We start from the raw sequence: 15,654 nt of genomic DNA on the forward strand, positions 1-15,654 counted from the left end.
GCCCGTCGACCGGGTAGCCGTGGGCAGCGGGCTGCCAGCCGCGCCGCGCCGCGCTGAGCGCGACCGCGTCGAGGTCGCCGACGTCGCGCCCCCAGTGCAGCACCCGGGGCAGGGTCCCCCCGGTGAGATCGACGACGACGCTCACCCCCGCCGCGCGGAGGTGGACGAGAGTGTCGGGGCTGGCGTCGTGGGTCACGTCGGGTGTCTCCTGATCGGGTGCTGGCGTCGTGTGCACGCTACGGCCAGTGGCATGGTCCGCGTGCCATTGACTTACTTTATTCAGTTGTCTAACAATGATCGCAGGGTACTTGCCAGAAGTTCGGCCCCTCCCCGAGGTGCCGACGATGCCCGCCACAAGGATGCGGCGGGCACACGCCGGACCCCCGGACCCAGGAGCTCGACGATGAACACCCAGGACCTGTACGACGGCTGGTCGCTGACCGCCGTCGCCGGCCCCGTCCCGGCCGACCTCGTCGGTCGCCGCGTCCGCGCCCGCGTGCCCGGCACCAGCCACACGGCACTGCTGGACGCGGGCCTGATCCCGGACCCGTACCTCGACCGCCATGAGGAGGACCTCGCCTGGATGCGTCGCACGGACTGGGTGTTCGAGCGCGACCTCGACCTCGACCCGGCCGCCGACGACGAGCGAGTCGACCTGGTCTTCGACGGCATCGACACGGTCGCCACCCTCACGTTCGGCGAGCACGAGATCGGCCGCACCGCGAACCAGCACCGCTCCTACCGGTTCGACGTCCGCGACCTCGTGCAGCCCACCACGCAGCGCCTGCGGGTCCTGCTGACCTCGGCGCTGGCCCACGCCGAGGCCGAGGCGACGCGCCTCGGTCCCCGCCCGCTCGCCTACGACCAGCCGTTCAACATGGTCCGCAAGATGGCCTGCTCGTTCGGCTGGGACTGGGGGCCGGACCTGCAGACCGCCGGCCTGTGGCGGCCGGTGCGCGTCGAGCGCTGGTCCGTCGCGCGTCTCGCCGCGGTGCGCCCGCTGGTCACCGTCGACGCCGCCGGCACCGGCCGCGTCGCCGTGCACGTCGAGGTCGAGCGGTCCGGGCTGCCGGGCGGGGACGCCGCGCTGGTCGTCCGCGCCCACGTCGCCGGCGCGGACGTGTCCGTGGAGGTCCCGGGCGGCTCGTCGACCGCCACGGTCGACCTCGAGGTCCCGCACGCACCCCTGTGGTGGCCCGTCGGGCACGGCACGCAGCCGCTCGCCGAGCTCGGGGTCACGCTCGCCGGCCCGGACGCCCCGGAGCCGCTCGACACCTGGTCCCGCCGCATCGGCTTCCGCACCGTCGAGCTGGACACCAGCACCGACGACGACGGCACCGCGTTCACGTTCCGGATCAACGGCCGCCCGATCTTCGTCAAGGGCGCCAACTGGATCCCCGACGACCACCTGCTGACCCGGATCACCCGCGAGCGCCTGGCGCACCGGCTCGACCAGGCCGTCGACGCCCACCTCAACCTGGTCCGGGTCTGGGGCGGCGGCATCTACGAGTCCGAGGACTTCTACGAGCTCTGCGACGAGCGCGGCCTGCTGGTCTGGCAGGACTTCCTGCTCGCCTGCGCCGCCTACCCCGAGGAGCAGCCGCTCTGGGACGAGCTCGAGGCCGAGGCCCGCGAGCACGTCGCGCGCCTGACCCCGCACCCGTCGCTCGTGCTGTGGAACGGCGGGAACGAGAACCTCTGGGGCTTCATGGACTGGGGCTGGCCGCAGGAGCTCGAGGGCCGGACCTGGGGCTACCGCTACGCCACGGAGCTGCTGTCGGGGGTGGTCGCCGAGCTGGACCCCACCCGCCCGTACTCCGACGGCAGCCCCTACTCCCCCGGCTTCGCGCTCGACGAGGTCCACCCGAACGACCCGGACCACGGCACCCACCACCAGTGGGAGGTCTGGAACCGCGTCGACTACACGGTCTACGGCGACGAGGTCCCGCGCTTCTGCTCGGAGTTCGGCTTCCAGGGCCCGCCGACGTGGGCGACGCTCACCCGTGCCGTGCACGCCGCCGACGGCGGCCCGCTCACCAAGGACGACCCGGCGTTCCTGCTCCACCAGAAGGCGGACGACGGCAACGGCAAGCTCGACCGCGGCATGGAGCCGCACCTCGGGGTCCCGGACGACTTCGCGGACTGGCACTGGGCCGCCCAGCTCAACCAGGCCCGGGCCGTCCGCTTCGCCGTCGAGCACTACCGCTCGTGGTGGCCCCGCACGGCCGGCGCGATCGTCTGGCAGCTCAACGACTGCTGGCCGGTGACGTCGTGGGCCGCGATCGACGGGGACGAGCGCCCGAAGCCCCTCTGGTACGCCCTCAGGACCGCCTACGCCCCCCGACTCCTGACGGTGCAGCCGCGCCAGGGACGCGAGGTGCTGGCCGTCGTCAACGAGACCCCCGCCATCTGGCAGGGCATCGTCCGCCTGTCGCGCCAGCTGCTGGACGGCACAGTGCTGGCGGAGGAGGACCTCGCGCTCGCCGTCGGCGCCTGGTCGGTCGGTCAGTTCACGCTGCCGACGACGGTCGCGACGCCGGTCGACCCGACGCGCGAGGTCCTCGTCGTCCGGCTGGGCGACCTGCGCACGGTGCACACGTGGGCGGAGGACGTCGACCTCGACCTCGACCCCGCACCTCTGCGCGCCTCGGTCACCCCGGTGCAGGACGGCTACCGCGTCGACGTCACCGCGTCGTCGCTGGCCCGCGACGTGACCCTGCTGGTCGACCGCCTCGACCCGGACGCCCTGGTCGACACGGCCCTGGTCGACGTCCCCGGCGGGACCACGGCGTCCTTCCACGTCCGCACGCGGGGCACGTTCGACCCCGCCGACCTCACCCGCGCCCCCGTGCTCCGCTCCGCCAACGACGTCCGGGTGGCCCGCKCGCCGCAGCCCCGGTCGCGCGACCTCACGCAGTCGCCCGCCTGATCGCGGCGGCCCGGTCGGAGCCGTGACGTCACCCCGTGGTCGGCCTGATCCGTCGCGCGCCGAAGGTACGCTCGCGACCATGACGCAAGGTCTCGACGCCGTCGGCCTGGTACTCGCCCGGCCTGCCCGGATGCTGGGCTTCGAGCCCTTCTTCATGGAGCTCGTCGGCGGGATCGAGGAGTCGCTGGCCGGCGAGAACCGCTCGCTGCTCCTGCACGTCGTGCCCGACCACGAGGCGGAGATCCGCACGTACCGCCGCTGGGGCGAGGGCAAGCTCGTCGACGCCGTCGTCGTCGTCAACGTGGCGCTCGAGGACTCCCGGCTCGACGTGCTCGCGGAGCTCGGCATCCCCACGGTCGTCGTCGGCGGCCCGCGCCCCGACCTGCCGTTCGCCAACGTGTGGATCGACAACGCCGAGGCGATGCGCACCGCCGTCCTGCACCTCGTGGCGCTCGGCCACCGCCAGCTGGCCCGCGTGAGCGGTCCCCGCGGGCTCGCCCACACGCAGGCGCGCACCGAGGCGTTCATGGGCGAGTGCGCCCGGCTCGGCGCGCACGGCACGGTCGTCGAGGGCGACTACGGCGAGGAGTCCGGCACCCGCGCCACCCGCGCCCTGCTCGGCCGCGGCTCGCCGCCGTCGGCCATCATCTACGACAACGACGTCATGGCGGTGGCCGGGCTCGGCGTCGCGCACGAGATGGGCATCGCCGTGCCGGACCGCCTCTCGCTGCTCGCGTGGGACGACTCCGCCCTGTGCCGGCTGTCGCACCCCGCCCTCTCGGCGATGAGCCTCGACGTGCACGCGATGGGCGTCCAGGTGGCCGACTGCGTGCTCAACCTGCTCGCCTCGGGCACGGTCCGGTCCTACACGGCCCCCCTGCCTCGCCTGGTTGCCCGCGGCACGACGACCACCGCACCCGCCGACGACGCCTGAGACGCAGGTCACCCGGGCGACAGTCCTGCGCCGGAACCGCGCTGGTGGTTGGGTAGGGGCATGAGCCCGGCCGCACCGTCCCCGGTCCCCGTCGATGTCGACACCCTGCGAACCGTCGCGCACGGAGCGTTCTACGCGCCGCACGACGTCCTCGGTCCACACGTCGGGGGCGGCGGGGTCACGGTCCGCACGCTGCGCCCGCTCGCCGAGTCCGTCGTCGTGATCACCTCCGACTCCCGCGTCGCCGCGCGGCACGAGCAGGACGGCATCTGGGTCGCCGTCCTGCCCGGCACCGAGGTGCCGGACTACCGGATCGAGGTCACGTACGAGGGCCACGCCACGGTGGTCGACGACCCGTACCGCTTCCTGCCCACGGTCCAGGAGCTCGACCGCCACCTCGTCCGGGAGGGCAGGCACGAGCAGCTCTGGACCGTGCTCGGCGCCAACGTCCACACCTACCCCGGCGAGCTGGGGGAGGTGTCCGGCACGTCGTTCGCCGTGTGGGCCCCCAACGCCCGCGCCGTGCGCGTCGTCGGCGACTTCAACTACTGGCAGGGCGCGTCCCACGCCATGCGCTCGCTGGGCGACAGCGGGGTCTGGGAGGTCTTCGCCCCCGGGATCGGCGCGGGAGCCCGGTACAAGTTCGAGATCCTCGGCAACGACGGGTCGTGGCGCCAGAAGGCGGACCCGCTGGCCCAGGGCACCGAGATCCCGCCCGCGACCGCCTCCGTCGTGGTCGAGTCGCGGTACGAGTGGACCGACGACGAGTGGCTGACCGCCCGCGCCTCCCACGACCCCCACACCGCCCCGATGAGCGTCTACGAGGTGCACCTGGGCTCCTGGCGCGTCGGCCTGTCCTACAAGGACCTCGCGCACCAGCTCACCGAGCACGTCGTCAACCTCGGCTTCACGCACGTCGAGATGATGCCCGTGGCGGAGCACCCCTTCGGCGGCTCTTGGGGCTACCAGGTGTCGTCGTACTTCGCGCCGACCTCCCGGTTCGGCCACCCCGACGACTTCCGCTACCTCGTCGACACCCTCCACCGCGCGGGCATCGGCGTCATCGTCGACTGGGTGCCGGCCCACTTCCCCAAGGACGAGTGGTCGCTCGCGCAGTTCGACGGCACCGCCCTCTACGAGCACCCGGACCCCTTGCTCGGCGAACACCCGGACTGGGGCACCTACATCTTCAACTTCGGCCGGTCCGAGGTCCGCAACTTCCTGGTCGCCAACGCCACCTACTGGCTCGAGGAGTTCCACGTCGACGGCCTGCGGGTCGACGCCGTCGCCTCGATGCTCTACCTCGACTACTCCCGCAAGGCCGGCCAGTGGCGGCCCAACCAGTACGGCGGCCGCGAGAACCTGGACGCCATCTCGTTCCTGCAGGAGGCCAACGCCACGGCCTACCGCCGCACCCCGGGCATCATGATGATCGCCGAGGAGTCGACGGCGTGGCCGGGCGTCACCGCCCCCACCGACGGCAGCGGCCTCGGGTTCGGCCTGAAGTGGAACATGGGCTGGATGAACGACACCCTCCGCTACATGGCCGAGGAGCCGATCCACCGGCGCTACCACCACAACGAGATCACCTTCTCGATGGTCTACGCCTACTCCGAGCGGTTCGTGCTGCCCATCAGCCACGACGAGGTGGTGCACGGCAAGGGCTCCCTCTACGAGCGCATGCCCGGGGACCACTGGCAGAAGCTCGCCGGCGTCCGCCTCCTGCTCGGGTACCAGTGGACGCACCCCGGCAAGCAGCTGATCTTCATGGGCAGCGAGTTCGCGCAGCAGACCGAGTGGACCGAGGCCCGCTCCCTCGACTGGCACGCGCTCGACGACCCCGCCCACCAGGGCGTCCTGCGCTCCGTCGCCGACCTCAACCGCGTCTACAAGGAGACGCCGTCCCTGTGGCAGCTCGACCACACGCCGGACGGCTTCGAGTGGATCGACTCGGACGACGCCTTCCGCAACACCCTCGCCTACCTGCGCAAGGGCTACGACTCCCCGCCCGTCGCCGTCGTCATCAACTTCGCCGGCGTCCCGCACGAGGGCTACCGGCTGGCGCTCCCCCGCGGGGGCCGCTGGCGCGAGATCTTCAACTCCGACTCCGAGGCCTACGGCGGGTCCGGCGTGGGGAACCTCGGCGAGATCGAGGCCCTGCCCGAGCCGCACTACGGCCGGCCGTACTCCGCCTCGATCCGGGTCCCCCCGCTGGGCGTCGTCGTCTTCGAGGCCGGCTGACCGGAACACCACCCGGCCAACGCACAGGGCGCCCATCCGACAGGATGGGCGCCCTGTGCGCTCTCGAGGGAGCTCCGTCAACGGCGCACCCGGAAACGCAGGTGAAGAACCCGGTCGCCCTGGATCACGACGTCGGGRTCCTCCAGCAGGTGCTGCGCGTGGACCGACCCGAAGTAGCGCTTGCCGGACCCGAGCACGACGGGAGCGACATCCATCCGCACCTCGTCGACCAGGCCCGCGGCAAGCATCTGGCCACCGACGTCACCGGCGGCGACCTCGACGGCGCGGTCACCGGCAAGCTCCTGCGCCGCGGCCATGGCCGCCTCGACACCGTCGACGAAGCGGAACGGCGCCCCGGGGTCCCAGCCCTCGGGCGGCGGCCGGTGCGTCACGACGACCACGTGGTCGATCCCGCTCGGAGGCGTCCCGTCCCAGCCGTCCGTCAGGTCGAACACGTAGCGGCCGGCGATCGTCACCCCGATCTGATCCCAGTAGGGCCGGACATGGTCGTAGGACGCCTGCGACACCGTCAACACGCCGCCGTCGTCCAACGGCACGTCACCGCTGACCAACCACTCGAACAGCGGACCGGGATCGTCGTTCTCGTCCGCGATGAAGCCGTCCACCGACACCGAGCCGTACATGACCACCTTGCCCACCGGGGTCTCCTCTGCATTGGCGTGGTTCCCCCAGGTTAGCGAGCCGTGAGCCGGCGCTCCTGGACGAAGCCCGTCGGCCCGCAGCGGCCCGGTGTCCGCGCATGGGCGCGATCCTCGCGCAGCAACAGCGGCGGACCTCGCCGTTCCGAGGGCACGCGCCCCACGCCCAGCTCGAGGCCAGAGAATGCATTCGGGCGTACAAACAGAAAGAGCCACCCCCGAAGGGATGGCTCTTTCTGAATGATGTCCGGCGGCGTCCTACTCTCCCACACCCTGGCGAGTGCAGTACCATCGGCGCTGAAGGGCTTAGCTTCCGGGTTCGGAATGGGACCGGGCGTTTCCCCTTCGCTATGACCGCCGTAACGTTGTCGAGTTGTCAAACGGGTTCCCGTTCGTCTCTCGGGAACCGCACAGTGGACGCGTAGCAATMATTGAATGAGGTGGTGAAGTTGTCGGCTTATTAGTACCGGTCAGCTGCGAGGGTCGTTAGTCCCCTCTTCCACATCCGGCCTATCTACCCAGTGGTCTAGCTGGGAGCCTCTCACCCCTCGAGGGGGCATGGAAACCTCATCTTGAAGCAGGCTTCCCGCTTAGATGCTTTCAGCGGTTATCCCTTCCGAACGTAGCCAACCAGCCGTGCTCCTGGCGGAACAACTGGCACACCAGAGGTTCGTCCGTCCCGGTCCTCTCGTACTAGGGACAGCCCTTCTCAAGTTTCCTGCGCGCGCAGCGGATAGGGACCGAACTGTCTCACGACGTTCTAAACCCAGCTCGCGTACCGCTTTAATGGGCGAACAGCCCAACCCTTGGGACCTACTCCAGCCCCAGGATGCGACGAGCCGACATCGAGGTGCCAAACCATGCCGTCGATATGGACTCTTGGGCAAGATCAGCCTGTTATCCCCGGGGTACCTTTTATCCGTTGAGCGACGGCGCTTCCACAAGCCACCGCCGGATCACTAGTTCCGACTTTCGTCCCTGCTCGACCTGTCAGTCTCACAGTCAAGCTCCCTTGTGCACTTGCACTCGCCACCTGATTGCCAACCAGGCTGAGGGAACCTTTGAGCGCCTCCGTTACATTTTAGGAGGCAACCGCCCCAGTTAAACTACCCACCAGGCACTGTCCCTAGTCCGGATCACGGACCGAGGTTAGATATCCAGAGCGACCAGAGTGGTATTTCAACGTTGACTCCACCGACACTGGCGTGCCGGCTTCACAGTCTCCCACCTATCCTACACAAGCCGCACCGAACACCAATACCAAGCTATAGTAAAGGTCCCGGGGTCTTTCCGTCCTGCTGCGCGTAACGAGCATCTTTACTCGTAGTGCAATTTCGCCGAGTTCGCGGTTGAGACAGCGGAGAAGTCGTTACGCCATTCGTGCAGGTCGGAACTTACCCGACAAGGAATTTCGCTACCTTAGGATGGTTATAGTTACCACCGCCGTTTACTGGGGCTTAAATTCTGAGCTTCGCCTTGCGGCTGACCCGTCCTCTTAACCTTCCAGCACYGGGCAGGCGTCAGTCCGTATACATCGTCTTGCGACTTCGCACGGACCTGTGTTTTTAGTAAACAGTCGCTTCTCCCTGGTCTCTGCGGCCCTTCACGCTCCCCGAGCAAGTCGGTTCACGCTTCAGGCCCCCCTTCTCCCGAAGTTACGGGGGCATTTTGCCGAGTTCCTTAACCACGATTCTCTCGATCGCCTTGGTATTCTCTACCTGATCACCTGAGTCGGTTTGGGGTACGGGCGGCTAGAACCTCGCGTCGAGGCTTTTCTTGGCAGCATAGGATCACCAGATTCCCGCTAATGCGGTCACCGTCAGCTCTCAGGCTATGTGAGGTGCGGATTTGCCTACACCTCGCCCTACGACCTTGGACGTGGACTACCATCGCCACGCTTGGCTACCTTCCTGCGTCACCCCTGTTAATACGCTTACCTACTACCGGTTCGGGTCACGCGCTCCCCGGCACGGTACCCCCGAAGGGGTGGTGTGCCGGCTCGGGCGTTTAGCATCACCGGGCTCGGTATGGGCGGTTCTTCGCCGGTACGGGAATATCAACCCGTTGTCCATCGACTACGCCTGTCGGCCTCGCCTTAGGTCCCGACTTACCCAGGGCGGATTAGCCTGGCCCTGGAACCCTTGATCATTCGGCGGACGGGTTTCTCACCCGTCATTCGCTACTCATGCCTGCATTCTCACTCGTGTGGCGTCCACCGCTGGGTTCCCCCGCGACTTCACTCGCCACACGACGCTCCCCTACCCATCCACACGCCTGAACACACCCGAAGGTGCGCTGAGCTGATATGTGAATGCCACAGCTTCGGCGGTATACTTGAGCCCCGCTACATTGTCGGCGCGGAATCACTTGACCAGTGAGCTATTACGCACTCTTTCAAGGGTGGCTGCTTCTAAGCCAACCTCCTGGTTGTCTGTGCAACTCCACATCCTTTCCCACTTAGCATACGCTTAGGGGCCTTAGCTGGTGGTCTGGGCTGTTTCCCTCTCGACTACGGAGCTTATCCCCCGCAGTCTCACTGCCACGCTCTGGCTTACCGGCATTCGGAGTTTGGCTAACGTCAGTAACCTGGTGGGGCCCATCGGCTATCCAGTAGCTCTACCTCCGGCAAGAAACACGTGACGCTGCACCTAAATGCATTTCGGGGAGAACCAGCTATCACGGAGTTTGATTGGCCTTTCACCCCTAACCACAGGTCATCCCCCAGGTTTTCAACCCTGGTGGGTTCGGTCCTCCACGCGGTCTTACCCGCGCTTCAACCTGCCCATGGCTAGATCACTCCGCTTCGGGTCTAGAGCACGCGACTGAGACGCCCTATTCGGACTCGCTTTCGCTACGGCTTCCCCACACGGGTTAACCTCGCCACGTACCACTAACTCGCAGGCTCATTCTTCAAAAGGCACGCTGTCACCCCTGCTAGGGAGGCTCCAACGGATTGTAGGCACACGGTTTCAGGTACTATTTCACTCCCCTCCCGGGGTACTTTTCACCTTTCCCTCACGGTACTTGTCCGCTATCGGTCACTAGGTAGTATTTAGGCTTACACAGTGGTCTGTGCAGATTCACTCCAGGTTTCTCGGGCCCGGAGCTACTTGGGATCCCCTTCGGGAGGCCACGCCATTTCGTCTACGGGGGTCACACCCTCTGTGCCGGGCCTTTCAATGCCCTTCGACTATGACGCGACTTTCTGACTCCCTGCTGATTCGGCAGAACCAGCTGAAAGGTCCCACAACCCCGTGCACGCAACGCCTGCCGGCTTGAACACGTACACGGTTTGGCCTGATCCGCTTTCGCTCGCCACTACTCACGGAATATCTCTTCCTGGCGGTACTGAGATGTTTCACTTCCCGCCGTTCCCTCCACACACCCTATATATTCAGGTGCGGGTCACACGACATGACTCGTGCGGGGTTTCCCCATTCGGACATCCTCGGATCACGGTTCGTTTGCCAACTCCCCGAGGCTTATCGCAGGCTACAACGTCCTTCTTCGGCTCCTAGTGCCAAGGCATCCACCCTGTGCCCTTATAAACTTGACCACAAAAATCATTCAAAAAAGATGCTCGCGTCCACTGTGCAGTTCTCAAGCTACGACCGGCTCTGACACCCTCACCCCAGCACCTACCCGCCCCACAGCCACCCTTGCGGGCACCATGCAGCGAACGGTTTGTCTGAGCGGTACCAGCCCGCGCCACTCGAGCCGCACCCCCACCCGCAGGCGGTGACGCGACCCGTAGCGACCCTGAACGAACAACCTTCCGGCTGTTCCCTCAGGACCCAACAGCGTGCCCAGCCGACCCCTCACCAGCAACGATCCGTTCCCACCCGGAAACCCGAAGGCCCCGGCGTACTAGGTCGCCACCAGCTTGAAAGCCGGCCACAGTCGATGTTCCACCCTCGAGCACCGTCCCCCACTCGTTCGGCAGGGACAACGGGCCTGGACACCCCCCACCACCCATGACAGGCGATGTGGCTGCCAGATGCTCCTTAGAAAGGAGGTGATCCAGCCGCACCTTCCGGTACGGCTACCTTGTTACGACTTAGTCCCAATCGCCAGTCCCACCTTCGACAGCTCCCCCTCTTACGAGTTGGGCCACTGGCTTCGGGTGTTACCGACTTTCGTGACTTGACGGGCGGTGTGTACAAGGCCCGGGAACGTATTCACCGCAGCGTTGCTGATCTGCGATTACTAGCGACTCCGACTTCATGGGGTCGAGTTGCAGACCCCAATCCGAACTGAGACCGGCTTTTTGGGATTCGCTCCACCTCGCGGTATCGCAGCCCTTTGTACCGGCCATTGTAGCATGCGTGAAGCCCAAGACATAAGGGGCATGATGATTTGACGTCATCCCCACCTTCCTCCGAGTTGACCCCGGCAGTCTCCCATGAGTCCCCGGCATAACCCGCTGGCAACATGGGACGAGGGTTGCGCTCGTTGCGGGACTTAACCCAACATCTCACGACACGAGCTGACGACAACCATGCACCACCTGTACACCGACCTTGCGGGGCAACCATCTCTGGAAGTTTCCGGTGTATGTCAAGCCTTGGTAAGGTTCTTCGCGTTGCATCGAATTAATCCGCATGCTCCGCCGCTTGTGCGGGCCCCCGTCAATTTCTTTGAGTTTTAGCCTTGCGGCCGTACTCCCCAGGCGGGGCACTTAATGCGTTTGCTGCGGCACGGAACTCGTGGAATGAGCCCCACACCTAGTGCCCAACGTTTACGGCATGGACTACCAGGGTATCTAATCCTGTTCGCTCCCCATGCTTTCGCTCCTCAGCGTCAGTTGCGGCCCAGTGACCTGCCTTCGCCATCGGTGTTCCTCCTGATATCTGCGCATTCCACCGCTACACCAGGAATTCCAGTCACCCCTACCGCACTCTAGTCTGCCCGTACCCACTGCAAGCCCAAGGTTGAGCCTTAGGTTTTCACAGCAGACGCGACAAACCGCCTACGAGCTCTTTACGCCCAATAATTCCGGACAACGCTTGCGCCCTACGTATTACCGCGGCTGCTGGCACGTAGTTAGCCGGCGCTTCTTCTGCAGGTACCGTCACTTGCGCTTCTTCCCTGCTGAAAGAGGTTTACAACCCGAAGGCCGTCATCCCTCACGCGGCGTCGCTGCATCAGGCTTGCGCCCATTGTGCAATATTCCCCACTGCTGCCTCCCGTAGGAGTCTGGGCCGTATCTCAGTCCCAGTGTGGCCGGTCGCCCTCTCAGGCCGGCTACCCGTCGTCGCCTTGGTAGGCCACTACCCCACCAACAAGCTGATAGGCCGCGAGCCCATCCCAGACCGATAAATCTTTCCAGACACCACACATGCGTGTGCGTCTCGTATCCGGTATTAGCCATCGTTTCCCATGGTTATTCCAGAGTCTGGGGTAGGTTGCTCACGTGTTACTCACCCGTTCGCCACTGATCAGACCAGCAAGCTGGCCATCACCGTTCGACTTGCATGTGTTAAGCACGCCGCCAGCGTTCGTCCTGAGCCAGAATCAAACTCTCCGTAAATGTCTACATGGCACCCCACCACCAAAGCAGCAGGGCAACCGACACACGAAACGGTCCCGATAAGGACCAATCAGATTCGGCTGAATTGTGGCACCCGCCCCCCACGGAGGTGGAAGAACGGAYACCAATCTCAACCAAGACCCACCACCTCAGCACCCACAACCCAAACGGGCCGCAAACACCTCCGATAGCGAGCCATATGGCATCGACTATTTGGCACACTGTTGAGTTCTCAAGGAACAGACGCGCATCTCCTCGAGATCTTTCGATCTCATCCGAGAGGCTTTGTCGTTCTGAATCCTACCTGGCTTTTCGGCCGCTTCCCGCCACCCTCTCGGGCAGCTGTCCGCGGGCCTGGAGCCCGTCCCCGTCCGGCTTCAGGGCGCACGAAGCGCCTGTCAACACGTTCGGGGGTGGCCACCCTAGGGACCAGCCACCTCGGTTCGATCCGCGGTGTCCGTTCCTCCCTCTCGGGCGACATCGAGAACATTACGCGGGTGTTGCGGCGGGTGGCAAATCCCGCCGCGGTGACCCCCATCACCAGACCGGCTTCGCACGGTCGAACGCCTGGTCAGAGGCCGGAAACGCGACGACGAACCCCCGCGGCCCGGGGTGGGCGCGGGGGTTCGTCGGGCGGTATGCCGGGATCAGGCGTGTGCGTCGACGACCGCGAGCGTGCGCTTGCCGCGGCGCAGGACCGCCCACYGGCCGTGCAGGAGGTCCTCGTCGGTGAGCACCGCGTCCTCGGAGGCCACCCGCACGTTGTTGACGGAGGCTCCCCCCTCGGCGATCGCCCGGCGGGCTGCGCCCTTGCTCGCGACCACCCCCGTGGCCGCGAGCAGGTCGGCGATCGCGTCGCCGGCGGTCCCGGGGGCGGACGGCAGCTCGGCCACGGCTGCGGCGAGCGTCGCGGCGTCGAGGTCGGCCAGCGACCCACGCCCGAAGAGCGCCTGGCTCGCCGCGACGACCTGGTCGGCGGCCRCCATCCCGTGCACCAGCGCGGTCACCTCGTAGGCGAGCGCCCGCTGCGCCTCGCGGGCCGCGGGGCGGGAGGCGACGGCATCGGCAAGCTCGTCGATCTCCGCGTGGGTACGGAAGCTGAACACCTTGAGGTAGCTGACCACGTCGGTGTCGTCGGCGTTGAGCCAGAACTGGAAGAACGCGTACGGCGTGGTCAGCTCGGGGTCGAGCCACACGGCCCCGCTCTCGGTCTTGCCGAACTTKGTGCCGTCAGCCTTGGTGATCAGCGGCGTGGTCAGCGCGTGCACGGACGCACCCTCGGCCTTGCGGATCAGCTCGACTCCCGACAGAAGGTTGCCCCACTGGTCGCTTCCGCCGGTCTGCAGCGTGATCCCGTGCCGGCGGAACAGCTCGAGGTAGTCCATGCCCTGCAGGATCTGGTAGCTGAACTCGGTGAAGCTGATCCCCGCGTCGCTGTTGAGCCGTCGGGCCACCGTGTCCTTCGCCAGCATCGTGCCCAGGYGGTAGTGCTTGCCGATGTCCCGCAGGAAGTCGATGGCGGACAGCGGCGCGGTCCAGTCGAGGTTGTTCACCATGGTCGCCGCGTTCGGGCCGTCGAAACGGAGCAGCGGCTCGATCTGCTTGCGGATGCGCTCCACCCAGCCGGAGACCACGTCCCGGTCGTTGAGGGTGCGCTCCCCCGCCATCTTCGGGTCGCCGATGAGGCCGGTGGCGCCGCCGACGAGCCCGAACGGGGTGTGGCCGGCGTCCTGCAGGCGCCGGACCGTGAGGATCTGGACCAGGTTGCCGATGTGCAGGCTCGGCGCGGTCGGGTCGAAGCCGCAGTACAGCGAGACGGGCCCGGCGGAGAGAGCGTCGCGCAGGGCGTCGAGGTCGGTGGAGTGGGCGATCAGTCCGCGCCACTCGAGGTCGTCGAGGATGTGGTTCACAAGGTCTCCAGGCAGTAGGCCGGCACACGCGCGGCAGGCAGGGCGGTCGAGTCGGGCACAGCGGTCGGGGGTGTCGGGCCGGCGTCGTCGTCCCTCACGGGACGTCTGTCGACGCCGGCGCGCGATACGCCGGKCGATAGGCSGAGACCGTGCGCTCGTCGGTCAGCCAGTAGCGCCAGGGGAACCTGTTCCCCTCGCCGCCGGAGCCGGAGACGCCCACGCGGGGGCCGGCCTTGTGCGTCGGCTGGACGACGACCTGGTGGCGGTGCAGCACGATGTCGCCGCCGGCCTCCGTGACGTCCGCACCGTTGGCGCGCATGTCGAGGCCGAGCGCGACGGCGAGGCGGGCAGGCCCGCGCGCGAGCTGGCGCTCCGAGTCGACGACGCCGACGGCCTCGCGCCGCTTCCAGGCGAGTTCCGCGCCCTCGACGATCTCCCCGGCACGCAGCAGCACGGCCGACGGGCTGCCGGTGGGCTCGGTGACGATGTTGAGGCAGTGGTGCAGACCGAGGTGGCGGTACACGTACAGGCGGCCCGGCTCCGCGAACATCACGGCGTTGCGGGAGGTACGGCCGCGGTAGGCGTGGGAGCCCGGGTCGTCGGCGCCGCCGTAGGCCTCGACCTCGGTGATCCGGAGCGTGACGTCGCCCTCCGGGGACCGCGCGGTCAGGTACGAGCCGAGCAGGTCGCGGGCGACCGCGTGCACCTCGCGGCTGAACCAGACGCGCGCCGGGACCGCCACGACCGCATGCGGGGCGGCGGCGTCCGGGGTCTCGAGCGGTTCCGACGACGTGCTCACGCGCCCATCTTGCCGCACGAGCCCCGCGTCCTGCGGCCCGGTCCATGCAGTCGGGACCGCGCGGTGGCCGTCAGCGCTCCGGGTCCAGCAGCGCGCCGAATGCGTCGAGCCGGACGTCCGCGCGTTCGCGCGTGCGCTCACGGGCGAAGTGGGCAGTCTCGTCGACCATCCAGCCGAGCCACTGCTCGCGGGCGTCCGCGCCGTCGCGACGCAGCCCGCGCTCGAGCCGGAGGTCGGCGGGCGCCTCGACCCAGACCCGCAGGACCGCGATCCCGTCGGCGGCGCGGCGGGCCGACCCGCAGCCCTCGAGGACCAGGACGCCGGGCACCGGGACGTCGACCCACTCGGCGAAGGCGCCGATCGGCCAGTCGTAGCGCTGGTAGCGGCCCGGTCGGCCGCGGCGCAGGGGCTCGAGGACCTGGGCCGACAGGCGCGGCCACAGGGAGCCCTCGAGGCCCGACCAGCCCTCGTAGAGGTCGTCGAGGTGCAGGACGGCGGCCGTCGGGCCGGCGGCCGCGGCGATCGCGGCCGCCGCCGTCGTCTTGCCGGAGCCCGCCGGGCCGTCGACGCACACGACGCGCACCGGGCCGAGGCGGGGCGCGCCGGCGAGTGCCGACGCGGCGACCTGCGCGGCCGGCGAGGTCAGGACGCC

8 protein-coding genes and 3 rRNA genes are annotated in these 15,654 nt (G+C 67.5%); 3 read left to right on the forward strand and 8 right to left on the reverse strand.

All coding sequences use genetic code 11. From position 1 onward, the window contains the following. On the reverse strand, positions 1-196 hold a 196-nt coding region (locus ACXJKG_RS11810; protein WP_456845956.1), incomplete at its 3' end, for a hypothetical protein. Between the two features lie 207 nt (positions 197-403). Between ACXJKG_RS11810 and ACXJKG_RS11815 the strand changes: the two genes are divergently transcribed. The 3 genes from ACXJKG_RS11815 (at position 404) to glgB (ending at position 6,104) form a co-directional block, all read left to right on the forward strand. Beyond that, the gene (locus ACXJKG_RS11815; protein WP_456845957.1) at positions 404-2,929 is read left to right on the forward strand and encodes a glycoside hydrolase family 2 protein; all 2,526 of its coding nucleotides are present in this window, start codon (positions 404-406) and stop codon (positions 2,927-2,929) included. 79 nt (positions 2,930-3,008) lie between these two features. Beyond that, positions 3,009-3,863 carry a LacI family DNA-binding transcriptional regulator gene (locus ACXJKG_RS11820; RefSeq protein WP_456845958.1) on the forward strand — a complete coding sequence of 285 codons (855 nt, stop codon included), beginning with the start codon at positions 3,009-3,011 and terminating at the stop codon, positions 3,861-3,863. Between the two features lie 60 nt (positions 3,864-3,923). Next, positions 3,924-6,104 carry a 1,4-alpha-glucan branching protein GlgB gene (gene glgB, locus ACXJKG_RS11825; protein ID WP_456845959.1) on the forward strand — a complete coding sequence of 727 codons (2,181 nt, stop codon included), beginning with the start codon at positions 3,924-3,926 and terminating at the stop codon, positions 6,102-6,104. Positions 6,105-6,181: 77 nt separating this feature from the next. Here the strand turns inward: glgB and ACXJKG_RS11830 are convergent, their stop codons facing one another. The 7 genes from ACXJKG_RS11830 to ACXJKG_RS11860 all read right to left on the reverse strand — a co-directional run bounded on the left by ACXJKG_RS11830 (position 6,182) and on the right by ACXJKG_RS11860 (position 15,648). Continuing rightward, positions 6,182-6,763, reverse strand: coding sequence for a dihydrofolate reductase family protein (locus tag ACXJKG_RS11830; RefSeq protein WP_456845960.1), 582 nt, complete (start codon positions 6,761-6,763; stop codon positions 6,182-6,184). 245 nt (positions 6,764-7,008) lie between these two features. Continuing rightward, a 5S ribosomal RNA gene (gene rrf / locus ACXJKG_RS11835) occupies positions 7,009-7,125 on the reverse strand. Positions 7,126-7,203: 78 nt separating this feature from the next. Then, positions 7,204-10,319 (reverse strand): 23S ribosomal RNA (locus ACXJKG_RS11840). A 452-nt stretch (positions 10,320-10,771) separates the two neighbouring features. Next, a 16S ribosomal RNA gene (locus ACXJKG_RS11845) occupies positions 10,772-12,293 on the reverse strand. Together the 16S, 23S and 5S rRNA genes form the textbook arrangement of a ribosomal RNA operon. Positions 12,294-12,940: 647 nt before the next feature. Then, a complete protein-coding gene (gene tyrS, locus ACXJKG_RS11850) occupies positions 12,941-14,203 on the reverse strand; it encodes a tyrosine--tRNA ligase (protein ID WP_456845961.1) in 1,263 nt (420 codons plus the stop codon). 94 nt (positions 14,204-14,297) lie between these two features. After that, positions 14,298-15,002 (reverse strand): DNA-3-methyladenine glycosylase, encoded by a 705-nt coding sequence (locus ACXJKG_RS11855; RefSeq protein ID WP_456845962.1) that lies wholly within the window; start codon positions 15,000-15,002, stop codon positions 14,298-14,300. 70 nt (positions 15,003-15,072) lie between these two features. Continuing rightward, entirely contained in the window at positions 15,073-15,648 is a 576-nt protein-coding gene (locus ACXJKG_RS11860; RefSeq protein WP_456845963.1) for a uridine kinase family protein, read from the reverse strand. Positions 15,649-15,654 lie beyond the last annotated feature (6 nt).

It is taken from the genome of Cellulomonas sp. P5_C6, assembly GCF_054049635.1.

Bases quoted from the DNA above. Each gene is read 5' to 3' on its own strand.
- ACXJKG_RS11820 (WP_456845958.1), top strand. From the start codon at position 3,009: ATGACGCAAGGTCTCGACGCCGTCGGCCTGGTACTCGCCCGGCCTGCC.
- glgB (WP_456845959.1), top strand. From the start codon at position 3,924: ATGAGCCCGGCCGCACCGTCCCCGGTCCCCGTCGATGTCGACACCCTG.